This window comes from Mycobacterium adipatum, assembly GCF_001644575.1.
GTDB classification, from domain to species: domain Bacteria; phylum Actinomycetota; class Actinomycetes; order Mycobacteriales; family Mycobacteriaceae; genus Mycobacterium; species Mycobacterium adipatum.
In genome coordinates this window covers 1,582,122-1,608,747 of the sequence record NZ_CP015596.1, presented here as the reverse complement: position 1 = coordinate 1,608,747, position 26,626 = coordinate 1,582,122, and the positions used below count along the sequence as shown (strand labels likewise).

Genomic DNA, 26,626 nt, shown 5'->3' with positions numbered 1-26,626 from the left:
TGATCAGAACCGCGGGTGCTGCCCGACGAGCTGAGCTCGTACCCCATCCTTGGTGCCCTTCTTGACGGTCCCGACCGTCCAGCAGGCAAGGTGGCGAGCGGTGAGAATCGCCAACGCGCGGTCGGTGTCCTCCGGCGCGACGATGGCCACCATGCCGACGCCCATGTTGAACGTCTTTTCCATTTCGGCGCGCTCGATGCGTCCACGCTGGGCGATCATGCCGAACACCGGTGCCGGGGTCCAGGTTCCGCGATCCAGTTCGGCCACCAAGCCGGGCGGGATGATGCGCTCCAGGTTGCCGGCGAATCCGCCACCGGTGATGTGGCAGAACGTGCGGACGTGGGTTTCGGCGGCCAGCGCCAGACAGTCCTTGGCGTAGATGTACGTCGGCTCCAGCAGTTCCTCGCCCAGGGTGCGTCCGAACTCCTCGACGTGCCCCGACAGGTCCATCCGGTCGATCTCCAGCAGTACCTTGCGTGCCAGCGAGTAACCGTTGGAGTGCAGCCCGGTGGAGGCCATCGCGATGATCACGTCGCCGGGCTTCACCCGCTCCGGGCCCAGCACGTCGTCGGCTTCGACGACGCCGATGCCGGTCGCGGAGATGTCGTAGTGGTCGGGCTCCATCAGCCCGGGATGCTCGGCGGTCTCGCCACCCAGCAGCGCGCAGCCGGCGAGCACGCATCCGTCGGCGATACCCGACACGATCGCGGCCACCCGCTCCGGCACGGTGCGCCCGACGGCGATGTAGTCCTGCAGGAAGAGCGGTTCAGCACCGCACACCACCAGGTCGTCGACGACCATGGCGACCAGGTCCAGCCCCACGGTGTCGTGCTTGTCCATCGCCTGCGCGATGGCCAGCTTGGTGCCGACGCCGTCGGTGGAGGACGCCAGCAGCGGCTCGCGGTAACCGTCGCGCAGCGCGAACAGTCCGGCGAACCCGCCGAGACCGCCGCGGACTTCGGGTCGGGTTGCCCTTTTGGCCAGGGGTTTGAACAGCTCGACGGCGCGATCGCCCGCCTCGATATCCACTCCGGCGGTTGCATACGAGATGCCGTGTTCTTCGGCGCGGCCTTTACCCATGGTCACCGGCTCGCCAGTTCAAGCTCGCTCATCGCGCCCAAGGTTACCGGTCGCGCACCGCACACCGCAGGCCCGGTGACCTCATCGCATTCTGCCGAGCCGCCTGCGCGCACACCGGTAACTGTGACAGCGTGACCGGTCATGACAGCTTTTCGCGCATTGCCGCTGGCTGCCGCCGTGTGCGCGGCGGTGCTTCCCGGCCCGGCCGGGCCGGCATCGGCCACACCGAGCGTCGGAGTCGAGGCCAGGATCCTGTCGCAGTCCACCCTGGACGGGCAGGACTTCATCACCAAGGAGCTCACCATCGCACCGGGCGGCAGCACCGGCTGGCACTGGCACCCGGGACAGGTGTACGGCGTGATCCGGGCCGGGACCCTGACCCACTACGGCTCGGACTGCGCAGTGGACGGCATCTATCCCACCGGCGCGGCCATCACCGAGCAGAGCGGGCCCGGGTACGTGCACCTCGGCCGCAATCTCGGTCCCGACCCGCTGGTGATGTGGGTCGGCTATATCGATCCGGCCGGTTCCGCCCAGGCCACCCCGGTGTCCAACCCGGGTTGTCCGTTTGAGTGAGTCCCGACCGGGTATCCAGAACGCCGTCGGCCCCGAATACCTGCTGAGGCCGACATGAATCGGAGGACCCGTGCCGGAGACGAACCCACGCTGCCTGGTCACCGGCGCGACCGGCTATATCGGTGGGCACCTGGTACCGCTGCTGCTGGAGCATGGATATGCGGTCCGGGCGCTGGCCCGCACCCCGGCCAAACTCGACGACCGCCCGTGGCGAGACCGGATCGAGGTGGCCAAGGGCGATCTCGGTGACCTCGCCTCGTTGAACGCCGCCTTCGAGGGCGTCGACGTCATTTACTACCTGGTGCACTCGATGGGCACGTCCAAGGATTTCGTCGCCGAGGAGGAACGCTCGGCGCACAACGTGGTGGCCGCCGCCAAGCGGGCGGGCGTGCGCCGCATCGTGTACCTCAGCGGGCTGCACCCCGAGGGCGTCGACCTGTCACGCCACCTGGCCTCCCGCGCACTCGTCGGCCAGATCCTCATCGACTCGGGGATCGAGACGGTGGTGCTGCAGGCGGGCATCGTGATCGGGTCCGGCTCGGCCTCGTTCGAGATGATCCGGCACCTGACCGACCGGCTGCCCGCGATGACGACACCGAAATGGGTGCACAACAAGATCCAGCCGGTGTCGATCGGGGATGCCCTGCACTATCTCGTCGAGGCCGCGACGGCGCCGGTTCCGACGTCGCGGACCTGGGATATCGGCGGTCCGGACGTGATGGAGTACGGGGAGGCGATGCAGGGCTACGCCGATATCGCCGGCCTGCGGCCACGGGTGATCGTGGTGCTGCCGTTCCTCACACCGACGATCGCGAGCTGGTGGGTCGGGCTGGTCACGCCGATCCCGTCCGGTCTGGCCAGGCCGCTCGTGGAATCACTGGAATGCGACGCGGTGATGCACGAGCACGATATCGATGCGGTGATCGCGCCGCCGCCGGGCGGGCTGACCGGCTACCGGGACGCGGTGCGCGAAGCGCTGGCCCAGGACGGCACGGGAACCCGGGGCGGCAAACGCCATCTGCTGCGGTTCAGCCCGGCGGCGCCGGAGTAGTCAGGGACGTCACGTCGGCGGCGTCAGGGACGTCTGAGCGCGTCGGCGTTGTCGCCGCCGGTCTTGACCGATTCGAGCGGGATGCCGTTGCGTGCCGCGTTGGCCAGCATGTGCTCGATGACGTTCTTGCCCAGCGCGGTCTCACCGGGCAGCTCGATGGGATAGTCGCCGTCGAAGCACGCCGAGCACAGCCGGGTGGCCGGTTGTTCGGTGGCCGCGACCATGCCGTGGTGGCTGATGTAGCCGAGGGTGTCGGCGCCGATCGCGCGGCGGACACCTTCGAGCATTTCGTCTTCGTCGGCGGAGTTGCTCGCCGCGTTGGCGATGAGTTCGGCGGGGGTGGCGAAATCGATCCCGTAGAAACAGGGCCACTTCACCGGCGGGGACGCGATCCGCACGTGCACCTCGAGCGCACCCGCCTCGCGGAGCATGCGGATCAACGCGCGTTGGGTGTTGCCGCGGACGATGGAGTCGTCCACCACGATCAGCCGTTTGCCGCGGATGACCTCTTTGAGCGGATTGAGCTTCAGCCGGATACCCAGCTGCCGGATGGTCTGCGAGGGCTGGATGAATGTCCGCCCGACATAGGCGTTCTTCATCAGACCCTGGCCGTAGGGGATGCCCGAACCCTGCGCGTAGCCGACCGCGGCGGGGATACCCGATTCCGGGACGCCGATCACCAGGTCGGCCTCCACCGGGTTCTCGGCGGCCAGCCGCCGCCCGATGTCGACGCGGGTGGCGTGTACCGAGCGGCCGCCGATGACACTGTCCGGACGGGCCAGGTACACGTACTCGAAGACACAGCCCTTGGGCGTGGGGTTGGCGAACCGGGTGGAGCGCACCCCGTCGGCATCGATGGCCAGCAATTCACCGGGTTCGATATCGCGGACGAAGGACGCACCGACGATGTCGAGTGCGGCGGTTTCGGAGGCGACGACCCAGCCACGGTCCAGCCGCCCCAGCGACAGCGGACGCACACCGTGCGGATCGCGGGCGGCATAGAGGGTGTTCTCGTCCATGAAGGTCAGGCAGAACGCACCGCGCACGGTGGGCAGCAGTTCCAGTGCCGCCTGCTCCAGCGACGAGTCGGCGGCGCCGTGTGCCAGCAGCGCGCCCAGGATGTCGGAGTCGGTGGTGGCGGCCGGGGCGCCACGGGTATCGATCAGGCCGGCATCGCGGGCCCGGGTGGCCAGTTCCGCGGTGTTGACCAGATTGCCGTTGTGGCCCAACGCAACCCCGGTGCCTGCGGCGGTGTTACGGAACACCGGCTGCGCGTTCTCCCAGGTGGTGGAGCCGGTGGTCGAATACCGGCAGTGTCCGACCGCGACATGGCCTCCCATGGCGGCCAGCGTCTGCTCATCGAAAACCTGGCTGACCAGACCGAGATCCTTGAACACCAGCACCTGGGATCCGTCGGCAACGGCGATGCCTGCCGCCTCCTGGCCACGGTGCTGCAGCGCATAAAGGCCGTAGTAGGTGAGCTTGGCCACATCCTCGCCCGGGGCCCAGACGCCGAAGACGCCGCATTCCTCTTTCGGCTCGTTCTCTTCCGGCTCAACAGGCTCGAAGGTCACGATGGCTGCTCCCTGGGGGCTGTGGGTGACGCGGCCCAGTCTACGGTCATCGGACCCGAATAACTCAACCGGACGCCGGGTTTTCGTCGTCACACCAGCCAACCGCCGGCGCGCGGCCGTCATTCCCGCCGCTACCGTGGCAGAGGTGTGGCATCCCGTGACGCGCGTCGCATTCCGGTTCTGCTTCCTCTACTTCGGGTTGTTCTGCCTGTGGTTCGCCCAGATCACGTTCGCGTTCGCCGGAGTCCTCGCGCTCTGGCTGCCCGCTGGGGCGGTCATCTGGCAGATGACGCTGACCGCGCCGGCCACCGGGTGGGTGGGGCGCACGCTGTTCGGGGTCGACACCACCTTGCACACCGATTCGGGCAGCGGGGACCAGGCCGCGATCTGGGTGTCCATGGGCTGCCTGCTGATGATCGCGCTGGTCGGAACCGCCGTGTGGTCGGTGCTGGACCGGCGGCGTCCCCAGTACACCCGGCTGTTCGCCTGGTTCACCGTGTTCCTGCGGCTGTGCCTGGGCGGACAAATGCTGTTCTACGGTTTCGCCAAGCTCATCCCCACCCAGATGCCGGCGCCACCACTGGCGGCCCTGCTCCAGCCCTTCGGTCAGTTCAGCCCGATGTCGGTGCTGTGGCTACAGGTCGGCAGTTCGCATCCCTACGAGATGGCGCTGGGTGCGGTGGAGGTCGCCGCGGGGCTGTTGTTGTTCTGGCCCCGGACCGCGGTGCTGGGCGCGCTGCTCAGCCTGCTGAGCATGGGCCAGGTGTTCCTGATGAACATGGCCTACGACGTACCGGTGAAAATTCTGTCGTCGCACCTGTTGCTGATCAGCCTTGTCCTGCTCGCGCCGCATCTGCGGCAACTGGCCGATGTTCTTGTGCTGCAGCGCCCTTCGGGCCCGGTGCACACGCCGCACCTGTTCACCGGGCAGCGCGCCAACCGTATCGCGACCGTCGCGCAGGTGGGTTTGGGCATCTGGGTCAGCATCGGTCTCGCGTGCGTGGGTTGGCAGTCCTGGCACGAGTACGGCGACGGCCGACCCAAGCCGCCGCTCTACGGAATCTGGGCGGTCAGCGAATTCAGCGTGGACGGGCGGGTGGCGGCGCCGCTGAGCACCGACCCGTTCCGCTGGAGCCACCTCGTTTTCGACCGGCCCGGCATGGCCACCTTCCAGCTCATGGACGGCACCCTGCGGGATGCGCCCGTGCAGGTGGACGCCGAGCACGTCACGATGACCGCGCCGTTGCCGCTTCCCGACGGGCAGACCGCCGTCGTACCGGACCCGACGCCGTTCGCCGACCTGCGCTTCGAACAGCCGGCGCCGGACCGTCTGGAATTGACCGGGCAACTGCAGGGACGCCGGGTCAGCATCACGCTGCGCGAGGTCGACTTGTCGTCGTTCACCCTGCGCAACCGCGGTTTCCACTGGGTGCAGGAGTACCCGTACTTCCGCTGACGCCGCGCGCTTGTCAGCCCGGCAGCTCCACCAGCGGCAGCCACTGGGCAATCTCGGCGGCACGCGATCCCGACAGATGCAACGCCGGGGTGTCGATCCCGGTGAGCCCGGTGGCCAGCAGTAGCCAAGTCCGCGGATCGGTCTCCACGACGTTGGGCGGGGTGCCCCGGGTGTGCCGAGGTCCGGCGATGCATTGCACCGCCACGAAGGGTGGCACCCGGACCTCCACGCTGGCACCCGGCGCCATGGCGGCCAACGTACGTGCCGTCAGGCGCACCGCGGCCGCCAGCTCCTCGCGCGCTGGCGCCGGCGCCGCGGCGTCCCGCAGCCATGCGCCAACCGCGAGGACCGCGGCGCGTGTCTCTGCTGGATCCGCGGTGCGACGGGCCGTCATCGGTTTAGTGTCGCAAAGTGGCTGTCGTCGACCGGCCGGCACCGCCGTACAAAGCGGTCGGCGCCATCGCGCTGGTACTGCTGGTGATCGGCGCCGTGCTGCTCTGGGGCCAGTTCAGGGGCGCATTCGCCGCACGGGTCGGTCTCACACTCGTCTCGCCGCGGGCCGGGTTGGTCGTCGACCCTGGATCGAAGGTCACGCTCAACGGCGTGGAGATCGGCCGGGTCAGTGAGATTGCCGCGACCAGTGTTGCCGGCGTCCCGCACGCCCTCCTGACGCTGCGCATCGACCCGCGCTACCTGCACCTCATCCCGGCGAACGTGAGCGCCGACATCAAGGCCAGCACCGTGTTCGGCAACAAATACATCGCGCTGCGCTCACCGGAAGAACCCTCCCCGCAACGGCTTTCAGCAGGTGGCGAGATCACCGCCCACTGGGTGAGCACCGAGTTCAACACCCTGTTCGAGACCGTCATGGCGATCTCGGAACGCGTCGACCCGGTCAAACTGAACCAGACGCTGACCGCCGCCGCCCAATCCCTCGGCGGGATGGGCGCCGACATCGGTCGATCACTGGCCGACGGCAACGCCATCCTCGACCGACTCAACGCCCGGATGCCGCAGTTCCGCCGTGATCTGCGGGGCGTGACCGCACTGGCCGAAATCTATGCCGAGGCCGCTCCCGACCTTCTCGACGGACTTGCCGCGGCCGCGCTGACCGCGGGGACACTCGATGATCAGCGCGGCGCGATCGACGACGCGCTGCTGGCGGCAATCGGGTTCAGTGCCACCGCGGGCGGCACCCTGGACCGCGGCGGGCCATACCTGGTGCGCGCCGCCCAGGACCTGATCCCCACCTCGCAGTTGTTCGACCACTACAGCCCGCAACTGCTCTGCACCATCCGCAACTACCACGACGCGGCCCCGTTGATGGCCGAGGTGTTCGGCGGTGACAACGGATACTCCCTGGCCTCGGCGGGCACGATCTTCGGCATGGGCGTGCCCAACACCTATGTGTTCCCGGACAATCTGCCGCGGGTCAACGCCCGCGGCGGGCCGGGCGGACGGCCCGGCTGCTGGCAGAAGATCACCCGCGAACTCTGGCCGGCACCGTATCTGGTGATGGACACCGGGTTGTCGATCGCGCCCTACAACCACTTCGAGCTGGGCCAGCCGATCTTCACCGAGTATGTATGGGGCCGCCAGATCGGTGCGCCCACCATCAATCCGTGAGCCCTTGACCTCAAGGTTCATTGAGGTTCTACGGTGGCCACATGTCCATGAAACCGCACGAGATCGATTTCCTGAACCGGGCCGATCTCGGCCGCCTCGCGACCGTACAACGCAACGGCACACCCCAGAACAGTCCGGTCGGATTCAGCTACAACGCCGATCTGGGCACCATCGACATCGCCGGGTACCGCATGTCGACCAGTCAGAAGTGGCGCAACATCGCACACCACCCGAAAGTGGCCTTCGTGGTGGACGATATCGCCTCCCGTGATCCGTGGCGGGTGCGCTGCCTGGAGATCCGGGGCACCGCCGAGCAGGCCTGGACGCAACCCGCCGCCGGGCGGGCCGGCGACCAGCTCGACGCCGGCATCATCAGGATCACACCCACCCGCATCATCAGCTTCGGCATCGACGACCCGGACACCGATCCGCACGAGCTGGTAGCCGACATCCGAGACGTCTAGGTCTCCGGGCCGTCCACGCCCGCTTTGTCATCCAGGTCGGCGCGGATGCGCTCGGTGTCGCCCGGAGTCCAACCGTCCGGCGCCGCGACCGCCACCAGACCGTCGAGCACGGTGTCGGAATAGTTGTGCCCGTGCCCTTGGGGTACCGAGGCCGCATTCGGCATATCGGCGCTGACCTGCCAGAACGTCACGATCGGATACCAACGCATCGACGCGGTACGGTCGCGACCCCGTGGTTCTTCGAGCCAATCGGGGCGCGAGAACAGCAGATTCGGCGACCACCACACGATCGGGTCCGAGGCGTGCTGCAGGAACAGCACCCGCGTGCCCGTCCACGGCGCGGCGGCCACACGCTGGACATCGGCGGGATCGGCCGCCTGCGAGAACCGCACCGTGCTGCCGTTGTCATAACGCGGCTCGACCTCCGGGGTGCCCGGGTCGCGGCGCAGCACCAGCCCGCTCCACAACGAACTCTCGTGCGGCGGGCCGACCCAGAGCACCCCGGTGAAACCCATCTCGGCGATATCGGGCAACCAGCCGAAGGCGCCCTGGCCGGCGTAGGAGCCCAGGCTCTCGCCGTAGAGCACCAGTTTCGGCCGGTCGTTCTCCGGCAGCGTCGACCACCGCTGGTGGATACCGTCGATCATCATCCGGGCCGCTTCGATCGATTTCTCGCGGTCGCCGAGGAACGAGATCCAACTGGGCAGATACGAGTACTGCATGCCGACCAGTGCGGTATCCCCGTTGTACATGGACTCCACCGCGCGGGCGGCGACGGGGTTGACCCAGCCGGTCCCGGTGGTGGGGATGATGACGAGCAGTTCGCGCTCGAACGCGCCGGTCCGTTCCAGCTCGCTGAGCAGCACCGCCACCCGCCCCTGGTCACTGTCGGCGGTCTGCAGCCCGGCGTATACGCGGATCGGCTCCAGCGCGGGCGCACCGTTGAGGCGGGTCAACTCGGCGGCGTGCGGGCCGGTTGCCACGAAGTTGCGGCCCTGATAACCCAGGGAATCCCAGGAAGCGAAAGAGGTTGGGCTCCCTGACCTCTCGGGCTCTTCCGGTTGGACGATCCCGGGAGCGCTGGTGGAGTTCTGCGGCTGGAACACCTGGCTGGCGCCGAGCAGGAACCCGCGGTACAGCACCCCGTTGACCAGCATCAGGAACAACACCACGATGATCGCGGTGCCGATGAAGAAGGCCACCTCGCTGTGCAGGTGCCAGCGTCGGATCAGCTCGCGCGCAATGAGTTTCACCAGATCGGCCAGCACCCGCCAGGCTGCGATGCACGCGGCGCCGACAACCACGGCCACCAGCACCGTCCGCATGTAGCCCAATGTCGTGGGGCCTTCGATACCCATCAGCGCAGATACCTGCCGCTGCCACCGGGCGGCGGGAATCACCGTCAGCACGGGCACCGTCAGCGCACCCGCCACGATCACAACCTTGGCCACCCGCAGTTTCGACGCACTCGGGGGCCACCAGGATTGGTGCCGTAATACGAAGCGGTGCAGAACTGCTCGGATCAGCACGCCGATGCCGTAACCGATGGCGGCGTTGATACCGCCGATCAACCCCGCGGACAACCAGTCCCTCGGCAGCAGCGACGGGGTCAGCGACAGGCAGAAGAACAACGCCCCGAAGGGGATGCCGAAGAAATCGAGACGGACCAGACTCCAGGCCCACACCAGTAGTGGATGCCGGAATGTGGTCCGCTCGATCACCCGAACAACCCGGGCAGCACGCCCTCGGAGGTGGCCCGCAGTTCGGCGAGTGTCACGGTGAAATGGCCCTGCACTTCGATCGCATCGCTACCTTCGTCGGACACCCCGACCCGGTCCACCGGCAGGTTCCGCGCCTCACACATGGACCGGAACCGGCTCTCCTCGGTGCGCGGCACTGCGACGAGCACCCGCCCGGCCGATTCGGAGAACAGGTACACGAACGGGTCCACGCCCTCCGGCAGCACGATCCGGCTCCCGGTCTCCCCTGCCAGCGATGCCTCCACGACGGCCTGGATGAGCCCACCTTCACTGAGATCATGTGCAGCCGAAACCAATCCGTCACGCGACGCGGCGGTGAGCACCTCCGCCAGCAGCTTCTCGCGGGCCAGATCGACCTTCGGCGGCACACCACCGAGGTGGTCGCCGGTGACCTGGGCCCAGATCGATCCGTCGAACTCGTCGTGGGTGTCGCCGAGCAGCAGCAACGTCTCTCCGGGCTCGTTGCCCAGACCGGTCGGGATACGGCGGGTCACATCGTCGATGACGCCCAACACACCCACCACCGGGGTCGGCAGAATCGGCGTGCTGCCGGTCTGGTTGTAGAAGCTGACATTGCCCCCGGTGACCGGAATTCCCAGCGTCGCACAACCATCGGCGAGTCCGCGAACCGCCTGGGAGAACTGCCACATCACACCCGGATCCTCCGGCGACCCGAAGTTCAGGCAGTTGGTGACCGCGACCGGGGTGGCGCCGGTGACGGCCACGTTGCGGTACGCCTCGGCCAGCGCGAGCTGGGCGCCGGTGTACGGATCGAGTTGGGTGTAGCGACCGGAGGCATCGGTGGAGACCGCGATCCCGCGGCCGGTCGCCTCGTCGATGCGCAGCACACCCCCGTCGGCGTGCTCGGCGAGCACGGTGTTCCCGCGCACGTACCGGTCGTATTGTTCGGTGATGAAGGCCCGGCTGCAAAGATGCGGGCTGCCCAGCAGCGCAAGCAGAGTCGCCTTGAGCTCGTCTCCGGACACCGGGCGGGGCAGTGCGGCCGACGTGTCCGCGATCAACGCGTCCTGGGTGTCCGGCCGGGCCACCGGCCGCTGATACACCGGGCCCTCGTGAGCGACGGTGCGCGGCGGCACATCCACGACCGTCTCGCCGTGCCAGGTGATCTCGAGGCGGTCACCGTCGGTCACCTCGCCGATCACGCTGGCCAGCACATCCCATTTACGGCAGACGGCCATGAACGCCTCGACGTTCTCCGGTGTCACCACCGCGCACATGCGCTCCTGAGATTCCGAGGACAGGATCTCGGCAGGTGTCATATCGGCGGCGCGCTGGGGCACCGCTTCCAGCTCGACGCGCATGCCACCGTCACCGGCAGACGCCAACTCCGATGTGGCACAGGACAGTCCGGCACCACCGAGGTCCTGGATGCCGACCACCAGATCGGCGGCGTAGAGCTCCAGACAGCACTCGATGAGCACCTTCTCCATGAACGGGTCGCCGACCTGGACGGCGGGCAGCTTCTTGCGTCCCGGACCGGAACCCTCGTCACCGCCGAAGGTCTCGCTCGCCAGCACGCTCACGCCACCGATACCGTCCAGTCCTGTGCGGGCGCCGAACAGGATGATCTTGTTGCCGGTGCCGGACGCGAAGGCCAGGTGCAGATCCTCTTTGCGCAGCACGCCGACACACAGCGCGTTCACCAGCGGGTTACCCGCGTAAGACGCATCGAAGACGGTCTCGCCGCCGATGTTGGGCAACCCCAGCGAATTGCCGTAGCCGCCGATACCGCGGACCACGCCGTCGAGCACGCGGCGGGTGTCGGGGGCGTCGGCGGCGCCGAACCGGAGCTGATCCATCACCGCGACCGGCCGGGCACCCATGGCCATGATGTCGCGGACGATCCCGCCGACACCGGTGGCCGCACCCTGGTAGGGCTCCACATAGGACGGATGGTTGTGTGACTCGACCTTGAAGGTGACAGCCCAGCCGTCACCGATGTCCACCACGCCGGCGTTCTCGCCGATGCCGGCGAGCATGCCGGCGCGCATCTCGTCGGTGGTGGTCTCGCCGAAGTAGCGCAGATGCACCTTGGAGGACTTGTACGAGCAGTGCTCGCTCCACATCACCGAGTACATCGCCAGCTCGGCGTCGGTGGGGCGCCGGCCCAGGATCTCCCGGATCCGCTGGTACTCGTCATCCTTGAGACCCAGCTCACGGAAGGGCTGCGGTTGATCGGGCGACGCCGCGGCGCGCTCGACGGTGTCAATTTCCTGAGGGTGCGCGGATGTCACCCCGACAGCTTATTCGCTCCGCGTGCGGGCGACCGCCCGCGCCGCCACCGGGGCACCGAACCCGTGCAGCAGAACACTGCCCAGCACCATGACGACCACGACCAGCAGCACAATGTGCTCGTCGGGATCATCGAGCACATTGAAGGCCAGCAGCCCCAATACGATGGCGGCCGCGCCGCGCGGCCCCAGCCAGCCGAGCAGCAGACGCTCGGGCCAGGTGAACCTGGATCCGAGCATCGCCAACGCCACGGGCAGCATCCGGACCAGGGTGAGGGCCAGCAGACAGAACACCACGATGCCCACGGTCAGGCCGGCCTTCCAGTAGGCGATCAGCAGGACGCCACCGAAGACGAACCACATCAGGGCGGTCAGCAGGAAGCTGATGTCCTCGATCAACTCCAGGTCGCGCTCGGCGTCGTCGGTCTGCCGGAAATAGCGGTAGCCGACGCCGCACAGAAACGCCGCGACGAAACCGTTGGCGTGCACGCCGAGGCTCAACGTGTAGGCCAGGGCCGGCGTGGCCACGGTGAGCACACGTTGGGACTGTCCGGTCATCAGACCGCGGCGCTGGGCCAGGTTGGCGGTCAGCGCCAGTCCCCCGCCGACACACAGCCCGATCACGATGGCCTTGGCGGCATGCGGGAGCGCGTCGGTCACCGTCTCCCAGGCCGAACCCGAGTCCGACTCGGCATGGGCGACGATCAGTGCGAAGACGAATATCGGCGAGATGATGCCGTCGCTGTAGCCCGCCTCGACGTTGAGCAGATCGCGGACCCGGCTCGGGATCAGCCGGTCCCGCACGATCGACGGTGCCGGCGCGAAATCGATCGGCACCACGATGCAGGCGATGACCACCAGGGTGGCCAGCGAGAGCCCGGGCAGCAGCCACGCGCCGAGCAGCACCGCCAGTCCCATGCTCAGTGGCAAGGCGATGAACAGCAACCGGGTGGCCGCCCGGGGATAGCCGCCGAACATGCCGTCTCGGATGGCGTTCGCATCGACGAACAGCAGAACCGCGAGAATGATCTCGGCGACGTGCTGGGCGGTGCCGGAATTCAGGGTGTCGGCCAGTGAGCCGTGCGTGAGGTACTCCACCAGCGCCCCGGCGACCACCAGGAACAGCGGCGCCGTTATCCGCCAGCGCTGCAGGCGCCCGGCCGACAGCGCCCACCCGGCCAGCACGGACGACACGATGACGAACGACAGCAGCACCTGTGCGATCTTGCCAGCGACCGCCGCCCTTCACCGGGAAGCGGCGTCAGGTTCCCGCGACGCAGAAGGCGTTGCCCTCCGGGTCGGCCAGCACCACCCACTGGAACTCCTCACCGAAGCTGTTCCGGCCGGTCTCGGTGGCCCCGAGAGCGACGAGCCGGGCCACCTCGGCCTCCTTGTCGGCCGCATGGAAGTCCAGGTGCACCTTGTTCTTGCCGGGGGTCGGATCGGGCACCCGCTGAAACCCCAACGCGGGCCGCCCCTGGCTGGTCACCATGACGAATTCCCCTGGGGCGACGGCATTCACATCACCACCGGCCGCCTTGGACCACCAGTCGGCAAGGCGGTCGGGATCCACACAGTCGAACGTGATCATCTCAACGCTTAGGGTCATGTTCGCACCATAGGACAGCGCACCGACACCGTCGGGCGGATTCGACCGGTCCCGGACGGACAATGGTGGCATGCGGACACGGTTCAACGGACATATCGCCGGCTTCGGCACCGAGGCCGGGATCCGGTTCGTGGTCGGGGTCTGGCAGTCCTCGCCGTTCGGCGCCTTCGCCGACGTGATGGTGCAGACCGTCGACGACCGCCGGATTCTGCTCGCACCGACCGATGAGGTCGCCGAGTTCATCTCGGCGACCTACACATTCGATGACATCCGGGTGGGGTCGGTCATCGCCGAGCTGGACGGTGACCGGCTCACGGTGAGCACGGCCGACCTGGAGGTGAGGGTGCGACTGGGCGGCCCGGCCCGCTTCGACCGGCTGCTGCGGCTGGTGCCCGCTCGGCTGGCCGGCGCCCCGTGGTGGCTGCGCATCATCAACCCGGTCGCCGGGCTGCTGGTGCCCGGGGTGCACACCGCGGGCACCGCCGGCGGTGGGCGCCGGGAGTACTACGGGGTCCGGCGCACCCGCTGCATCGAGGCGCTGTCCGGGCGGTTCGGCCCGGTACCGCTCGGTGGCCTGGCCGATCTGGCTCCGCCGGTGGCGTTCGGTTTCTCCTCGGCGCCGGCCGACCCGCAACTGGTGGCCGTCACCACCACGATCGACCTGCCTTAAGCGGGCGCCAAGAAGGCGGTCAGCGCCGCCGAGTAGGCCGCGACATCGTCCGCGCCCATCACCTCACGGGCCGAATGCATGGCCAGCTGCGCCGCCCCGACATCGACGGTCGGAATCCCGGTACCGGCCGCGGTCATCGGGCCGATGGTGGACCCGCACGGCAGATCGGCGCGGTGCTCATAGCGCTGCAGCGGCACACCGGCCTGTCGGCAGGCCAGTGCAAACGCCGCGGCGGTGCGGCCGTCGGTGGCGTAGCGCAGATTCGGCTGCACCTTGAGGACCGGGCCGCCGTTGATTGCGATCTGGTGTCCGGGCTCGTGGCGTTCCGGGTAGTTGGGATGGGTGGCGTGCGCCATATCCCCCGAGGCAACCATCGATTCGGACAGCCGGCGCAGGAAGTCCTCCCGTCCGCCACCGTCGGCCAACGTGATGCGTTCCAGCACCGTCGGCAGCAGATCAGATTGCGCGCCGTGGTCGGATTGCGAACCGACCTCTTCGTGGTCGAACAGCGCCAGCACCGGCACGTACCGCTCGGCCGGCGCCGCCAACAGCGCCTCCAGGCCGGCGTAGCAGGTGGCCTGGTTGTCCAGCCGCGGCGCGCTGACGAAATCCCCGTCGACACCGGTGATCCGTGACGGCGCCAGATCGTGGGTCATCAGGTCGAAGCCGAGCACGTCTGATTCGTCGACCCCGGCCTGTGCGGCGACATAACCGAGAAAGGACCGCTGATCCCCGGTTCCCCACACCGCGTTCACGTGGCGCTGCGGGTCCAGGCTGACGCCCTTGCGGTCCTCGGAGAGGTGGATGGCCAGCTGCGGGACCCGCAGGATCGGGTCGTCGATGCGAACCAGCTGATCGGTGACGGTCGCACCCTCGCGCACCGACAGCCGGCCGCTGATGCCCAGATCGCGGTCCAGCCAGGAGTTCAGCCAGGCGCCGCCGTAGGGCTGCAGGGCGACCACCCGCCAGCCGGCGACCACCCGGTCCGGGTGCTGCTTGACCCGCAGGTTGGGGCTGTCGGTGTGCGCGCCGACAATGCGGAACGGCAGGCTGCCGGCGGTGGAATCCCAGGCGAGCAGGGAACCCGCGCGGACGGTGAAGAACCTGCCCGCCGCCGGCCAGGCATCCGCCTCGGACAACTCGCGGTACCCCGCCCCCGTCAGCCGCTGCGCCGCGGTGGCACACACGTGGTACGGCGACGGCGACGCGTCGATGAACTCACACAGTCTCTGGGGGCTAGCTGCCATCTTTGTATCTTGACCGGCGAATCGACCTTGCGTGGCGCTAGGGTCACTTTGTGCCACAGCCGCTGCCGCAACAGATTGTCGATCCGTTGACATCGGCGGCCATTTTTCTGGTCGCCACCATCGACGACGGCGGCGAACAGTCCGTGCACGACGCGCTGCCCGAGATCTCGGGGACGGTCCGCGCCATCGGGTTCCGCGACCTCACCAAGAAGCTGTCGGTGGTGACCGGCATCGGCTCGCAGGCCTGGGACCGGCTGTTCGCCGGGCCCCGCCCGGCCGCGCTGCACCCGTTCGTCGCACTGGACGGACCACGCCACCGCGCCCCGGCCACGCCCGGGGATCTGCTGTGGCACATCCGGGCCGAGACCATGGACGTCTGCTTCGAACTGGCCGGACGCCTGCTGGAAGCGACGGCGGGCGCGCTCACGGTGGTCGACGAGGTGCACGGGTTCAACTATTTCGACAATCGGGATCTGCTCGGTTTCGTCGACGGCACCGAGAATCCCACCGGGGCGCTCGCCGACAACGCCACCACGATCGGCGCGGAGGACCCCGATTTTGCGGGCGGCTGCTACGTGCACGTTCAGCGCTATGTGCACGACATGTCGGCCTGGCGGGCCCTGTCGGTCGACGAGCAGCAGAACGTGATCGGCCGCACCAAATTCGACGATATCGAGATGGACGACGATGTGAAGCCGGCCAATTCGCATATCGCGCTGAATGTCATCACCGATGCGGACGGCAACGAGTTGAAGATCGTACGGCGCAACATGCCCTACGGCACCGTCGGCAACGGCGAATACGGCACGTATTTCATCGGGTACTCGCGCACCCCGGCCGTGACCGAACAAATGCTGACCAACATGTTCATCGGCAGCCCGCCCGGCAACACCGATCGGATCCTGGACTTCTCGACCGCCGTCACCGGCGGAATGTTCTTCGTCCCCACCGTCGACTTCCTCGACGCCCCTGCGCCGCTTCCGCCGCCGGCGGTATCCGGCGAGGCGGTACGCACCGACTTCTCGCTTGGCATCGGCAGCCTGAAAGGAACCCCGCAATGAACAATCTGTACCGCGAGCTGGCCCCCATCACCGAGGCGGCCTGGGCCGAGATCGAACTGGAGGCCAGCCGGACCTTCAAACGGCACATCGCGGGCCGTCGCGTGGTCGACGTCAGCGCGCCCGGGGGCCCGGTCACCGCCGCCGTCAGCACCGGGCATCTGCGTGATGTCGTGCCGCCCGGTGACGGTGTGATCGCACATCTGCGGGAATCCAAGCCGCTGGTGCGGCTGCGGGTGCCGTTCACCGTGGGGCGTCGCGATGTCGATGATGTGGAGCGCGGTTCGCAGGACTCGGACTGGGATCCGGTCAAGGACGCCGCCAAGAAACTCGCCTTCGCGGAGGACCGCGCAATCTTCGAGGGCTACGAGGCCGCCTCCATCGAGGGCATTCGCGGCTCGAGTTCCTGTCCGAACCTGGCGCTGCCCGCCGATCCGCGCGAGATGCCCGACATCATCAGTCAGGCACTCTCCGAGCTGCGACTGGCCGGTGTCGACGGCCCGTACAGCGTGCTGCTCTCGGCCGATGTCTACACCCAGGTGAGCGAGACGACGGTCAACGGCTATCCCATCCGCGAGCATCTGAACCGGCTGGTCGACGGCGAGATCATCTGGGCGCCGGCGATCGATGGCGCCTTCGTGTTGTCCACCCGCGGAGGCGATTTCGATCTACAGCTGGGTACCGACGTGTGCATCGGCTACCTGTCCCACGATGCCGACAGCGTGCAGCTCTACCTGCAGGAGACGTTCACGTTCCTGTCCTACACCGCCGAGGCCTCGGTGGCGCTCACCCGGTGACTCAGGCCGTCAGCACCGCATCCAGGGCGGAGTAGAACAGGCCCAGCCCGTCATCGGAGGGTCCGGTGAGCGGTTCGGTGGCGTGTTCGGGGTGCGGCATCAGACCGACGACACGTCCGTTGGCGGAGCTCACGCCGGCGATATTGCGCATCGAGCCGTTGAGGTTGTCCCGGTAGCGGAAAACCACCCGGCCCTCACCCTCGAGCTCGTCGAGCACGGACTCGGCGGCGACGTAGCGGCCTTCGCCCGACTTCAGCGGTACCAGCAGGTCGGCGCCGGATTCGTAGCGGGTGGTCCAGGCGGTCGAATTAGACGCGACCTCCAGCCAGACGTCGCGGCAGATGAAGTGCAGCCCGGCGTTGCGGGTCAATGCGCCCGGCAGCAGACCGGCCTCACACAGCACCTGAAATCCGTTGCAGATCCCCAACACCGGCAGACCGCGGCCGGCGGCTTCCACGACCGAGCCCATCACGGGCGCGAACTTGGCGATCGCACCACATCGCAGATAGTCGCCGTAGGAGAACCCACCGGGAACCACCACCGCGTCGACGCCCTTGAGATCGGCGTCACCGTGCCACAGGCTGACGGCCTCGCCACCGGCGAGGCGCACCGCCCGGGCGGCATCGACATCGTCGAGCGTGCCCGGGAAGGTGATGACGCCGATTTTCCCCGTCGCTGCGCTCACGAATCCTCCCGGCTCACCGAGAACTCCTCGATGACGGTGTTGGCCAGCAGCGATTCGGCGATCTCGTGGAGCGCCTCATCGGACACCGAGTCGTCGACCTCGAGCTCAAACCGCTTGCCCTGACGGACATCCGCGACACCACCATGGCCGAGACGGCCCAGCGCGCCGACGATCGCCTGCCCCTGCGGGTCGAGGATCTCAGCCTTGGGCATCACGTGCACTACGACGCGGGCCACGGGGACTCCTTCATTTCGGACCGGTCTTGATCGGTCATAACTCTACCGGCGACGTCTCGGGCCACAATGGAGCCATGCAACTGACGCACTTCGGCCACTCATGCCTACTGGCGGGCTTCGCGGACGGCGAAGGTTCCGAGACGACGGTGCTGTTCGATCCGGGCACCTTCTCGCACGGTTTCGAGGGCATCACCGGACTGGACGCGATCCTGATCACCCACCAGCATCCCGACCATGTCGACACGGCGCGCCTGCCCGCCCTGCTGGAGGCGAATCCGCAGGCCAAGCTGTACGCCGACCCGCAGACCGCCGCCCAGCTCGGCACACCGTGGCAGGCCGTGCACGCCGGTGACGCGTTCACCGTCGGGCATCTGTCGGTGCGCGGGGTCGGCGGCACCCACGCCGTGATCCACCCGGACATCCCGCTGATCGACAACACGTCCTACCTGATCGGGGACGCCGACCACCCGGCCCGGCTGATGCACCCCGGGGACGCACTGTTCGCGCCGGGCGAGCCCGTGCAGGTGCTGGCCACCCCGGCGGCGGCCCCCTGGATGAAGATCTCCGAGGCCGTCGACTACCTGCGGGCGGTGGCCCCGACCCACGCGGTCCCGATCCATCAGGGGATCATCGATCCGTCGGCCCGCGGTATCTACTACGGCCGGCTCTCCGAGATGACGACGACCGATTTTCAGGTCCTCGAACCCGAGAACGGAACCCAGTTCTGACCCGGCGCCGGTTTCTGCTGTGGTGGCCGCCCATCGGCATCACCGCGATGGTGGTGCTGGGCATCGTGGTCGGTCCCGGTCCCACCGCGTTCGACGATGCGGCGCTGCGCATCCTGCAGCGGGTGTTCGGCCCCGAACCGCACTGGATGTTGTACTTCAGCTGGGCGCTGCCGATGATGGTGACGCTCGCCGTCGCGGTGCTGATCGCCCTGGTGCGCAGGCGCTGGCGGCTGGCCATGGTGGTGGCACTGTGTCCGGTGCTCTCGGTGGTCATCGTCAGGCTGCTCAAACCGCTGTTCGGCCGGTACAAGGGTGACGCGTTGGCCTATCCGGGCGGGCACACCACCGTCGTCATCACCGTGATGGCGATGCTGGTGCTGGCGGCCGGGGTGTCACTGTGGCTGATGCTGGTGGCCGGAGTCGTCACCGTGATCGGCGCGCTGAGCATGGCCGCCACCGACCTGCACTTCCTGACCGACAACATCGGGGCGGCGTTGTTCGCGTCCGCCATGGTGTGCCTGGCGGTGCTGGCGGCGGGCCCTCAGGCCGAGTCCCGGGCGGCGGCCCGTCCCGCCGCCCTGCCCGAGAACACGCAACCGCCCAGGAACGTGCCCTCCAGGGACCGATAGCCGTGCACGCCGCCGCCGCCGAAACCGGCGGCCTCCCCGGCGGCATAGAGCCCGTCGAACACCGTCCCGTCGGCCGTGAGTACCCGGGAGTCCAGGTCGGTCTCCAGGCCGCCCAACGATTTTCGGGTCAGGATGTGCAGCTTGACGGCGATCAGTGGTCCGGCCTTGGGATCGGTGAGCCGGTGCGGTGCGACCACCCGCGCGACACGGTCGGGCAGGTAGTCGCGCGCGGCGCGGATCGCCGTGATCTGGCTGTCCTTGGTGAATTTGTTGACCACCTCGCGGTCCCGCGCGGTCACCTCGGCCTCGACGGTGGCGTAGTCCAGCGCAACCACGTCGTCGACACCGTTCATGGCCTCCACCAACTCGCGCAACGAGTTGGCGGTGACGAAATCCACCCCCTTGTCGACGAACGCGCGGACCGGAGCCGGACCACCCCCGCGGCCCCGACCCAGCACCTGCTTGACGCTGCGGCCGGTGAGGTCTGGGTTCTGCTCCTGCCCGGACAGCCCGAATTCCTTGGCGATGATGCGGGCGTTGAGCACAAACCAGGTGTAATCCTGGCCGGTGGTCGTGATGTATTCCAGGGTGCCCAGGGTGTCGAATCCCGGGTAGAGCGGCACCGGTAGCCGTTTGCCGTTGGCGTCCAACCACAGCGACGAGGGGCCGGGCAGGATGCGGATGCCATGGTTGGGCCACACCGGGTCGTAGTTGGTGATCCCCTCGGTGTAGTGCCACATCCGGTCGCTGTTGATGATGTGCGCGCCCGCGGATTCGCTGATCTGCATCATCCGGCCGTCCACGTGCGCGGGTACACCGGAGATCATCTGCTGGGGTACCCGGCCCATCCGGGCCGGCCAGTTCTTGCGGACCAGCTCATGGTTGCCGCCGATACCGCCGCTGGCCACGATCACTGCCTGGGCGCGGAACTCGAACTCTCCCACCGCCACCCGTGAGCTCGCCACACCGCGCGCGGCATCGCTGGGCTCCAGCACGCTGCCGCGCACGCCGGTCACCGCGCCGCCCTCGACGATGAGCTCGTCGACGCGGTGGCGGTGGGCGAAGGTGGCCCGCGGCTGGCCCAGCAGCCGGCGGGCGAAGATGTCGACCAGCGCCGGCCCGGTACCCCAGGTGATGTGAAAGCGGGGCACCGAGTTCCCGTGCCCGAGCGCGCCGTACCCGCCGCGTTCGGCCCAGCCGACCATGGCGAAGGTCTGTAAGCCGCGCTCACGCAACCAGCCACGCTTTTCCCCGGCGGCGAAATCGACGTAGGCGTGTGCCCACTGCCGCGGCCAGTGGTCCTCCGGGCGGTCGAAGCCGGCGCTGCCCAGCCAGTCCTGCAGGGCGAGTTCATGGCTGTCTTTGATGCCGAGGCGGCGCTGCTCGGGGCTGTCGACCAGGAAGAGCCCGCCGAACGACCAGAATGCCTGGCCACCGAGGTTGGCGGCATTCTCCTGGTCCACGATCAGGACCCGCCGGCCCCGCTCCATCAGTTCTGCGGCGGCGACCAGCCCGGCCAGTCCCGCTCCCACCACGATCACATCGGCATCGACCATGCCGACACGTTAGCCTCAGGCGGCCTCGGCGAGGACGGGATCCGCGTCCCAGCGGTAGATCTCCGGGACGCAGCCATGCATGAGTGCCAGCTCGACGGCATCGAGCACCGCCTGCCGCGGACCGGCGTGGCGGAGCTGACGCGCCGAAACCGCCAGCCGCACCGTCCCGCCGCGGCGCGCGGTGCGTTCGGCCGACAGCACCAGCGTGCGGCACCACCACGTTTCGGTGAGGAATCCGGCGCCGATGCCGAGCACCCGGGCCGGTGTCGTGGCGTCACGTACCAGGTCGGTGACACCGGTCAACCCCGCGAGCAGACGGAAGCCGTTGCGCGGCAGTGCCACCGAGGTGCCCTCGGAGACCCACCAGCCGGGTGCGGCGAACAGCCGGGTGCGTAGCCCCAAATGCTCCATCACCCGGTCGGCACCCATCAGCCGCAGGTTCGCCTCGTGCGCGGGCAGCGTGGCGAACTCGCTGCGGCGCTTCTTGGTGGCCGCTTCGTCGTAGCCGTGCAGCACGACGGCATCCCCTGCGGCGCGGCGCTCGGCCAGCCACAGGATCGTCGTGGCATCCCGTTCCAGCCGGTAATCGCCCTTGAGCCGGGGAGCCACCAGCAATGACACCGGCACACCGCGGGCATCGAGTTCCTCGCAGAACGCGTCGACGTCGGCGATGGTGCGGTCCCTGATCCCGGATATCGACACGATGAGCTCTGCGGTCACACCCGTCAGTCTCGCAACATCAGGTGTCAGGACGGTTGCGAACACCCGGACACGAAGTGAGCATTAGGGCCCCGCTATGTGCCCAAGACGGCCTCGATGGCCGCGATCACCTCCGGCGCGTCCGGCTCGGTGCGCGGACGGAACCGGTGGACCACTTCGCCATCCGCGTTCAGCAGGAACTTCTCGAAGTTCCACTGGATGTCACCGGCTTCACCGCCGGCGTCGGCGGCCTTGGTCAGTTCGACGTAGAGCGGGTGCCGGTCGGCACCGTTGACATCGGTCTTGGCCAGCAACGGAAAGGTCACCCCGTAGGTGGTGGAGCAGAAGTTCTGGATCTCCTCGGCGGTGCCCGGCTCCTGGCCCATGAACTGGTTGCACGGCACACCCACCACGGTCAGCCCACGGTCGGCATAGGCCTGGGCGACCTTCTCCAGTGCGGTGTACTGCGGGGTGAGACCGCATTTGGAGGCGACGTTCACCACCAGGGTTGCGCGAGAGGATAATTCACCGAGAGTGGTGTTCGTGCCGTCAAGAGTGGTCAGCGGGATCTGGTTGAGGCTCACCGGATCGACGCTAGCCGTCGAACAGGATCGCCGCCAGCCTCTCGACCGTGGCGACCGGATCGCCGGCGGTATCGATGGCCTTGTTGAGCCACAGCTGGGCGAATCCGTGCACCATCGACCAGGCGGCCAGTGCGGCGCCCTCCGGATCGGCCGTGGCGTGCGGATCCGACAGCGTGCCGACGCCGCGGTTAAGTTCATTCGAGGCGGCCAGCGAAGCCTGCGCCACCTGTGGTTCGGTGGCGTCGAACAGAGATCTGTCGAACATGACCTCGAAGTGGCCGGGGTGGGCGAGCGCGAACCGGACATAGGCCTTGGCCGCGTCGATGAACTCCGGCCGCGCGGCTGCCAGTTCGGCCGCCAGGATCCGGAAACCCTGTTCGGCGAGCGCGGTGAACAGGCCGCGCCGGTCCCCGAAATGGTGAGCGGGGGCCGCGTGCGACACCCCTGCGGCGCGGGCGAGTTCACGCAACGAGACACCGTCGGCGCCGCGCTGGGCGACCAGATCGGCCGCCTCGGCCAGGATCACCGTCCGCAGGTCGCCGTGGTGATAGCTCGCCTTGCCCATCGCGCCATCGTACCCGCCATCTTGACAGCGTCTAGTTACGCGGGCCGCCGAACAGACTGTGTACGTCTCCGTCGCCGTGATTGTCCGGGTCGGCGGTGGCCAACAGCCAGGCGTACTGGAATGCCGCTTCCTTCCACCGCTCGTAACGCCCACTGATACCACCGTGGCCGGCCACCATCTCGGTTTTCAACAGCACCCTGGCGGAATCAGCCGCGCTGTCGCGTTGCGCATACCGAAGCGCCGCAACCCATTTCGCAGGCTCCACGTAGAAGACCCTGGTGTCGTTGAGCGACGTCATGGCCAGCACCGCCGGATAGTCGTAAGGCCCGACATTCTCGTACGGGGAGTACGACTTCATGTAGGCGTAGACATCCGCGTCCTCCAGCGGATTACCCCACTCATCCCATTCGGTGACGGTGAGCGGCAACGAGGGATCCAGAATGGTGGTCAGCGGATCGACGAACGGCACCTGCGCCAGCACCCCGGCGAACAGGTGCGGGGCCATATTGAGTACCGCGCCGACCAGCAGGCCGCCGGCACTGCCGCCGAGGGCGACCAGATTGGCCGGCCGGGTCAGGTCGGTCACCACCAGATGCTCTGCGACCGCGATGAAATCGGTGAAGCTGTTGCGTTTGCGCAGCAGCTTGCCGTCCTCGTACCACGGCCTGCCGAGTTCGCCGCCGCCACGCACGTGCGCGACGGCGAACGCCATCCCGCGGTCCAACAGCGACAACCGGGCGATCGAGAAGCGCGGGTCCTCACACGATTCGTAGGCGCCATAGCCGTACAGCAGCGTCGGGGCCGGGAATGCCAAACCCGCCCGGTGCACGATCGAGATCGGGATCCGTGCCCCATCGGGGGCCACCGCCCAGTCCCGGCGTTCGACGTAATCCTCGGGGCGGTAGTCACCGAGCACCGGTTGCTCACGCAGCAGGGTCCGCTCACCGGTCACCAGGTCGAAGTCGTAGACGCGCACCGGGATGACCCACGACACCGCGCCCACCCGCAGCTTCGGCGAGGACCAATTCGGGTTACCGCTCAGCCCCGCCGACATCAGCTCGGATTCGAAAGTGATCTCCTGCGGCGACCCATAGCTGCCGTCGGCGCCGATGGGCCACAACTGGATCCGGGGCAACGCCTCGCGACGGTAGCTGACCACCAGGTGGTTCTCGAACGCGTCCACCCCGTCGAGGCGGACATCCTCGCGGTGCTCGATCAGCGTGCGGAACGCACTCGGATCGCTCACCGGCGCCTCGACCAGGGTGAAGTTCACCGCGCCGTCGTTGTGCAGGATGAGAAAGCGGTCCTCTCCCCCCACCACGGCATGCTCGACGGAGTACTCCACCTGATCGCGGCGCGGAAGCACCACGGTGAACTCGGCCTCCGGGTCGGTGGCGTCGGCGTAACGCACCTCCGAGGTGACCGCACTGCCCGCGGCGATGATGACGTACTTGTCGCTGCGGGTGCGCCCGACGCCGAGCCAATAGCGTTCGTCGGCTTCGTGATACACCTTCTGGGCGGGCAGACCGGAACCGAGGCGGTGCCGCCATACGGTGTCGGGCCGCCACGCCTCGTCGAGGGTGACGTAGTAGAGCGAGTGGTTGTCCGCGCCCCAAGTCGCTCCGGCGCCGATACCGACGATGGTGTCCTCGTAGAGCTCACCGGTCCGTAGATCTTTGAACCGCAGCGTGTATCGCTCGTCGCCCTTGACGTCCACCGAGAACGCCAGGATGTTCCCGTCGACGCTGACACTGATGGCGCCGAGCGCGAAGAACTCATGGCCCTGGGCTTCGACGTTCTCGTCGAGCAGGATCTGCTCGCCGGGGATGGCGGTGTTCTCGTCGAGCTCCGGCGGGGTCCAGTCGTCCTGGCCGCTGATCGGGCACCGGCAGTGCACGCCGTATTGCTGGCCCTCGAAACTGCGCGCGTAGTACCACCACTGGTCGCGGCGGGTGGGAACCGAGAGATCGGTCTCCTTGGTGCGCGCCTTGATTTCGTCGAAGATCTTCTGCCGCAACGGTGCCAGCGCGGCGGTGGCCGCCTCGGTGTGCGCGTTCTCGGCCTCCAGGTGCGCGATCACCTCGGGGCTGGACTTGTCGCGCAGCCACTCGTAGTGGTCGATGAACACATCGCCGTGATGGTCGCGGCGGTGTTCGACCCGCTTGGCGACAGGAGCTGAGGTCATGCACCGATCCAATCGTCGAAGCTGAGTCCGGAAATGCGTTCGTAGGCCTCGATATAGCGGGCCCGGGTGGCCGCGGCGATCTCGGCAGGCAGGGGTGGCGGTGGGGTGTCCGAGCGCCGGTCCCAGCCCGAATCCGGTCCGGTCAGCCAGTTGCGCACGAACTGCTTGTCGAAGCTGGGCTGCACTTCGCCGGGCTGGTAGCTGTCGGCCGGCCAGTAGCGCGACGAGTCCGGGGTGAGCACCTCGTCGGCCAGCACCAGGTCACCGTCCTCATCGACACCGAACTCGAATTTGGTGTCGGCGACGATGATGCCCTTGCTCAGCGCGTGCTCGGCGGCCTTGCGGTAGATCTGCAGTGTCGCTTCTCGCAGCTCGGCGGCCCGCTGCGCGCCCACCAGCGCGACCACCGCGTCGAAGGACACGTTCTCGTCGTGCTCGCCCAGCTCGGCCTTGGTGGCCGGGGTGAACAGCGGCTCGTCGAACTTGCTGGCCTCGCCGAGTCCGGCGGGCAGCGCGATCCCGCACACCGCCCCGGTCTGCTGGTAGTCGATCAACCCGGAACCGGTCAGATAGCCGCGCGCCACACACTCCACCGGGAGCATCTCCAGTGCGCGCACCACGAGGGCGCGGCCCAGAACCTCCTCGGGGATGCGTTCGTCATCGGGCGGGCCGGCCAGATGGTTGGGGACGCCGAGCTGCTCGAAGAAGAACACGCTCATCGCGGTCAGAATCCGGCCCTTGTCCGGGATGGCGGTGTCCAGGATGTGATCGAAGGCCGAGATGCGATCACTGGCCACGAACAGCAGATGATCGTCATCGATGCGGTACAGCTCGCGAACTTTGCCGCTGGCCAGATGCCGGTAGTCGGTCAGAGCGGGGCGCATTGCCTCACCCTATGTGCTGGGATCGGTGCCATGAGACTGCGGTACCTGCCCTATGCCACTCGGCCCGGTCGCTTCCTGGCCCAGCTTGTCAGCGATGTCACCGTGCTCCTCTGGACGGTGATCTGGGCCATGGTGGGCAGCGCGGTGTACTCGGCGGTGGCCACCATCGCCGAAGTCGGGCGCCAGGTCCAGGACGGCGCCGACGGGGTGTCGGGCAGCCTGAACTCCGCCGGTGACCGCGCCGACGACTTCCCGCTCGTCGGCGATGCGCTCGGCGGGCCGCTGCACGCGGCCAGCGACGCGGCAAAGGAGATCGCGGGCGCCGGCCAGAGCCTGGACAGCACTGCGACCTGGCTGGCCTGGGTGCTGGCGCTGGCGGTCGCGGCGACCCCGATCCTGGCGGTCGCCATGCCATGGCTGTTCCTGCGGGTGCGGTTCTTCCGGCGCAAGCTCATGGTGCTGACGCTGGCCTCCACCCACGCCGGCCAGGAACTGCTGGCCATGCGTGCGCTGGCTAACCGACCGCTGGCCAAGCTCACCGCGATAGACCCCGACCCGATCGGTGCCTGGCGCCGCGACGACCGACCCGCGATCCGTGGGCTGGCCCTGCTGGAGATCCATGCCGCCGGGGTCAAGCTCTGAGGACGCGCCGACC

At 68.1% G+C, this 26,626-nt stretch carries 27 protein-coding genes; 11 read left to right on the top strand and 16 right to left on the bottom strand.

What is annotated here, in order from left to right:
• Positions 1 to 3: 3 nt before the first annotated feature.
• Positions 4 to 1,080: a phosphoribosylformylglycinamidine cyclo-ligase gene (purM, locus tag A7U43_RS07590; RefSeq protein ID WP_068002145.1), complete on the bottom strand. Its 1,077-nt coding sequence runs from the start codon at positions 1,078 to 1,080 to the stop codon at positions 4 to 6.
• A gap of 141 nt (positions 1,081 to 1,221) precedes the next feature.
• Here purM and A7U43_RS07585 point away from each other — a divergent pair, with 141 nt between their 5' ends.
• Both A7U43_RS07585 and A7U43_RS07580 read left to right on the top strand, forming a co-directional pair.
• Positions 1,222 to 1,656 carry a cupin domain-containing protein gene (locus A7U43_RS07585; RefSeq protein ID WP_067993032.1) on the top strand — a complete coding sequence of 145 codons (435 nt, stop codon included), beginning with the start codon at positions 1,222 to 1,224 and terminating at the stop codon, positions 1,654 to 1,656.
• 70 nt (positions 1,657 to 1,726) lie between these two features.
• Complete coding sequence (locus A7U43_RS07580; RefSeq protein ID WP_067993029.1) at positions 1,727 to 2,707, top strand: NAD(P)H-binding protein; 981 nt, start codon at positions 1,727 to 1,729, stop codon at positions 2,705 to 2,707.
• Between the two features lie 23 nt (positions 2,708 to 2,730).
• On the opposite strand, the gene purF is transcribed toward A7U43_RS07580, so the two are convergent.
• Positions 2,731 to 4,281, bottom strand: coding sequence for an amidophosphoribosyltransferase (gene purF / locus A7U43_RS07575; protein WP_156525862.1), 1,551 nt, complete (start codon positions 4,279 to 4,281; stop codon positions 2,731 to 2,733).
• A 136-nt stretch (positions 4,282 to 4,417) separates the two neighbouring features.
• Here purF and A7U43_RS07570 point away from each other — a divergent pair, with 136 nt between their 5' ends.
• Complete coding sequence (locus A7U43_RS07570) at positions 4,418 to 5,737, top strand: DoxX family protein (protein WP_067993025.1); 1,320 nt, start codon at positions 4,418 to 4,420, stop codon at positions 5,735 to 5,737.
• 13 nt (positions 5,738 to 5,750) lie between these two features.
• Here the strand turns inward: A7U43_RS07570 and A7U43_RS07565 are convergent, their stop codons facing one another.
• Positions 5,751 to 6,131, bottom strand: coding sequence for a sterol carrier family protein (locus A7U43_RS07565; RefSeq protein ID WP_067993022.1), 381 nt, complete (start codon positions 6,129 to 6,131; stop codon positions 5,751 to 5,753).
• A gap of 17 nt (positions 6,132 to 6,148) precedes the next feature.
• Between A7U43_RS07565 and A7U43_RS07560 the strand changes: the two genes are divergently transcribed.
• Positions 6,149 to 7,363 (top strand): MCE family protein, encoded by a 1,215-nt coding sequence (locus A7U43_RS07560; RefSeq protein WP_067993021.1) that lies wholly within the window; start codon positions 6,149 to 6,151, stop codon positions 7,361 to 7,363.
• Positions 7,364 to 7,404: 41 nt separating this feature from the next.
• Positions 7,405 to 7,827 carry a PPOX class F420-dependent oxidoreductase gene (locus A7U43_RS07555; RefSeq protein ID WP_067993018.1) on the top strand — a complete coding sequence of 141 codons (423 nt, stop codon included), beginning with the start codon at positions 7,405 to 7,407 and terminating at the stop codon, positions 7,825 to 7,827.
• Here the strand turns inward: A7U43_RS07555 and A7U43_RS07550 are convergent.
• From A7U43_RS07550 to A7U43_RS07535, 4 genes are read right to left on the bottom strand one after another with little or no spacing between them, the layout of a single operon-like run.
• Positions 7,824 to 9,548, bottom strand: coding sequence for an alpha/beta hydrolase (locus A7U43_RS07550; protein ID WP_067993015.1), 1,725 nt, complete (start codon positions 9,546 to 9,548; stop codon positions 7,824 to 7,826). The two genes, A7U43_RS07555 and A7U43_RS07550, sit on opposite strands and share 4 nt — an antisense overlap.
• Positions 9,545 to 11,818: a phosphoribosylformylglycinamidine synthase subunit PurL gene (gene purL / locus A7U43_RS07545; RefSeq protein ID WP_197500034.1), complete on the bottom strand. Its 2,274-nt coding sequence runs from the start codon at positions 11,816 to 11,818 to the stop codon at positions 9,545 to 9,547. The genes A7U43_RS07550 and purL overlap by 4 nt, the downstream gene beginning before the upstream one ends.
• A gap of 33 nt (positions 11,819 to 11,851) precedes the next feature.
• Positions 11,852 to 13,054, bottom strand: a complete 1,203-nt coding sequence (locus tag A7U43_RS07540; RefSeq protein ID WP_067993011.1) for a cation:proton antiporter — start codon at positions 13,052 to 13,054, stop codon at positions 11,852 to 11,854.
• A 46-nt stretch (positions 13,055 to 13,100) separates the two neighbouring features.
• Positions 13,101 to 13,448: a VOC family protein gene (locus A7U43_RS07535; RefSeq protein WP_068002138.1), complete on the bottom strand. Its 348-nt coding sequence runs from the start codon at positions 13,446 to 13,448 to the stop codon at positions 13,101 to 13,103.
• Between the two features lie 70 nt (positions 13,449 to 13,518).
• Here A7U43_RS07535 and A7U43_RS07530 point away from each other — a divergent pair, with 70 nt between their 5' ends.
• Entirely contained in the window at positions 13,519 to 14,118 is a 600-nt protein-coding gene (locus tag A7U43_RS07530) for a hypothetical protein (protein ID WP_067993008.1), read from the top strand.
• Here the strand turns inward: A7U43_RS07530 and A7U43_RS07525 are convergent.
• Positions 14,115 to 15,365 (bottom strand): M18 family aminopeptidase, encoded by a 1,251-nt coding sequence (locus A7U43_RS07525; RefSeq protein ID WP_067993005.1) that lies wholly within the window; start codon positions 15,363 to 15,365, stop codon positions 14,115 to 14,117. The two genes, A7U43_RS07530 and A7U43_RS07525, sit on opposite strands and share 4 nt — an antisense overlap.
• 50 nt (positions 15,366 to 15,415) lie before the next feature.
• On the opposite strand from A7U43_RS07525, the gene A7U43_RS07520 reads away from it, so the two are divergent.
• Both A7U43_RS07520 and A7U43_RS07515 read left to right on the top strand, forming a co-directional pair.
• Positions 15,416 to 16,426 (top strand): Dyp-type peroxidase, encoded by a 1,011-nt coding sequence (locus A7U43_RS07520; RefSeq protein ID WP_067993001.1) that lies wholly within the window; start codon positions 15,416 to 15,418, stop codon positions 16,424 to 16,426.
• Positions 16,423 to 17,220: a family 1 encapsulin nanocompartment shell protein gene (locus A7U43_RS07515; protein ID WP_067992999.1), complete on the top strand. Its 798-nt coding sequence runs from the start codon at positions 16,423 to 16,425 to the stop codon at positions 17,218 to 17,220. Before A7U43_RS07520 ends, A7U43_RS07515 begins: the two co-directional genes overlap by 4 nt.
• A 1-nt stretch (position 17,221) precedes the next feature.
• Here the strand turns inward: A7U43_RS07515 and purQ are convergent, their stop codons facing one another.
• Together purQ and purS are read right to left on the bottom strand one after the other, a co-directional pair.
• Positions 17,222 to 17,905 (bottom strand): phosphoribosylformylglycinamidine synthase subunit PurQ, encoded by a 684-nt coding sequence (purQ, locus tag A7U43_RS07510; RefSeq protein WP_067992997.1) that lies wholly within the window; start codon positions 17,903 to 17,905, stop codon positions 17,222 to 17,224.
• The gene (gene purS, locus A7U43_RS07505) at positions 17,902 to 18,141 is read right to left on the bottom strand and encodes a phosphoribosylformylglycinamidine synthase subunit PurS (protein ID WP_067992991.1); all 240 of its coding nucleotides are present in this window, start codon (positions 18,139 to 18,141) and stop codon (positions 17,902 to 17,904) included. Before purS ends, purQ begins: the two co-directional genes overlap by 4 nt.
• Before the next feature lie 74 nt (positions 18,142 to 18,215).
• On the opposite strand from purS, the gene A7U43_RS07500 reads away from it, so the two are divergent.
• A complete protein-coding gene (locus A7U43_RS07500; protein ID WP_067992986.1) occupies positions 18,216 to 18,869 on the top strand; it encodes an MBL fold metallo-hydrolase in 654 nt (217 codons plus the stop codon).
• A 47-nt stretch (positions 18,870 to 18,916) separates the two neighbouring features.
• The gene (locus A7U43_RS07495; RefSeq protein WP_082902041.1) at positions 18,917 to 19,498 is read left to right on the top strand and encodes a phosphatase PAP2 family protein; all 582 of its coding nucleotides are present in this window, start codon (positions 18,917 to 18,919) and stop codon (positions 19,496 to 19,498) included.
• Here the strand turns inward: A7U43_RS07495 and A7U43_RS07490 are convergent.
• From A7U43_RS07490 to A7U43_RS07465, 6 genes are all read right to left on the bottom strand, one after another.
• The gene (locus tag A7U43_RS07490) at positions 19,411 to 21,054 is read right to left on the bottom strand and encodes an FAD-binding dehydrogenase (RefSeq protein ID WP_067992982.1); all 1,644 of its coding nucleotides are present in this window, start codon (positions 21,052 to 21,054) and stop codon (positions 19,411 to 19,413) included. The genes A7U43_RS07495 and A7U43_RS07490 overlap by 88 nt on opposite strands.
• Before the next feature lie 15 nt (positions 21,055 to 21,069).
• The gene (locus A7U43_RS07485) at positions 21,070 to 21,774 is read right to left on the bottom strand and encodes a DUF2334 domain-containing protein (RefSeq protein WP_067992980.1); all 705 of its coding nucleotides are present in this window, start codon (positions 21,772 to 21,774) and stop codon (positions 21,070 to 21,072) included.
• Between the two features lie 74 nt (positions 21,775 to 21,848).
• Positions 21,849 to 22,337, bottom strand: a complete 489-nt coding sequence (locus tag A7U43_RS07480; RefSeq protein WP_067992977.1) for a glutathione peroxidase — start codon at positions 22,335 to 22,337, stop codon at positions 21,849 to 21,851.
• 10 nt (positions 22,338 to 22,347) lie between these two features.
• Positions 22,348 to 22,902 (bottom strand): TetR/AcrR family transcriptional regulator, encoded by a 555-nt coding sequence (locus A7U43_RS07475; protein ID WP_067992974.1) that lies wholly within the window; start codon positions 22,900 to 22,902, stop codon positions 22,348 to 22,350.
• A gap of 31 nt (positions 22,903 to 22,933) precedes the next feature.
• Entirely contained in the window at positions 22,934 to 25,087 is a 2,154-nt protein-coding gene (locus A7U43_RS07470) for a S9 family peptidase (RefSeq protein ID WP_067992971.1), read from the bottom strand.
• A complete protein-coding gene (locus A7U43_RS07465; protein ID WP_067992968.1) occupies positions 25,084 to 25,971 on the bottom strand; it encodes a phosphoribosylaminoimidazolesuccinocarboxamide synthase in 888 nt (295 codons plus the stop codon). The genes A7U43_RS07470 and A7U43_RS07465 overlap by 4 nt, the downstream gene beginning before the upstream one ends.
• 30 nt (positions 25,972 to 26,001) lie before the next feature.
• Here A7U43_RS07465 and A7U43_RS07460 point away from each other — a divergent pair, with 30 nt between their 5' ends.
• Positions 26,002 to 26,613, top strand: a complete 612-nt coding sequence (locus A7U43_RS07460; protein WP_067992966.1) for a hypothetical protein — start codon at positions 26,002 to 26,004, stop codon at positions 26,611 to 26,613.
• Positions 26,614 to 26,626 lie beyond the last annotated feature (13 nt).

Coding starts and splice junctions, on each gene's coding strand:
- A7U43_RS07535 (WP_068002138.1), bottom strand. CDS start 13,448: ATGACCCTAAGCGTTGAGATGATCACGTTCGACTGTGTGGATCCCGAC.
- A7U43_RS07475 (WP_067992974.1), bottom strand. CDS start 22,902: ATGGGCAAGGCGAGCTATCACCACGGCGACCTGCGGACGGTGATCCTG.
- A7U43_RS07465 (WP_067992968.1), bottom strand. CDS start 25,971: ATGCGCCCCGCTCTGACCGACTACCGGCATCTGGCCAGCGGCAAAGTT.
- A7U43_RS07515 (WP_067992999.1), top strand. CDS start 16,423: ATGAACAATCTGTACCGCGAGCTGGCCCCCATCACCGAGGCGGCCTGG.
- A7U43_RS07555 (WP_067993018.1), top strand. CDS start 7,405: ATGTCCATGAAACCGCACGAGATCGATTTCCTGAACCGGGCCGATCTC.
- A7U43_RS07525 (WP_067993005.1), bottom strand. CDS start 15,365: ATGGCAGCTAGCCCCCAGAGACTGTGTGAGTTCATCGACGCGTCGCCG.
- A7U43_RS07460 (WP_067992966.1), top strand. CDS start 26,002: ATGAGACTGCGGTACCTGCCCTATGCCACTCGGCCCGGTCGCTTCCTG.
- A7U43_RS07495 (WP_082902041.1), top strand. CDS start 18,917: ATGGTGGTGCTGGGCATCGTGGTCGGTCCCGGTCCCACCGCGTTCGAC.
- A7U43_RS07530 (WP_067993008.1), top strand. CDS start 13,519: ATGCGGACACGGTTCAACGGACATATCGCCGGCTTCGGCACCGAGGCC.
- A7U43_RS07470 (WP_067992971.1), bottom strand. CDS start 25,087: ATGACCTCAGCTCCTGTCGCCAAGCGGGTCGAACACCGCCGCGACCAT.
- A7U43_RS07565 (WP_067993022.1), bottom strand. CDS start 6,131: ATGACGGCCCGTCGCACCGCGGATCCAGCAGAGACACGCGCCGCGGTC.
- A7U43_RS07585 (WP_067993032.1), top strand. CDS start 1,222: ATGACAGCTTTTCGCGCATTGCCGCTGGCTGCCGCCGTGTGCGCGGCG.
- purM (WP_068002145.1), bottom strand. CDS start 1,080: ATGGGTAAAGGCCGCGCCGAAGAACACGGCATCTCGTATGCAACCGCC.
- A7U43_RS07490 (WP_067992982.1), bottom strand. CDS start 21,054: ATGGTCGATGCCGATGTGATCGTGGTGGGAGCGGGACTGGCCGGGCTG.
- A7U43_RS07500 (WP_067992986.1), top strand. CDS start 18,216: ATGCAACTGACGCACTTCGGCCACTCATGCCTACTGGCGGGCTTCGCG.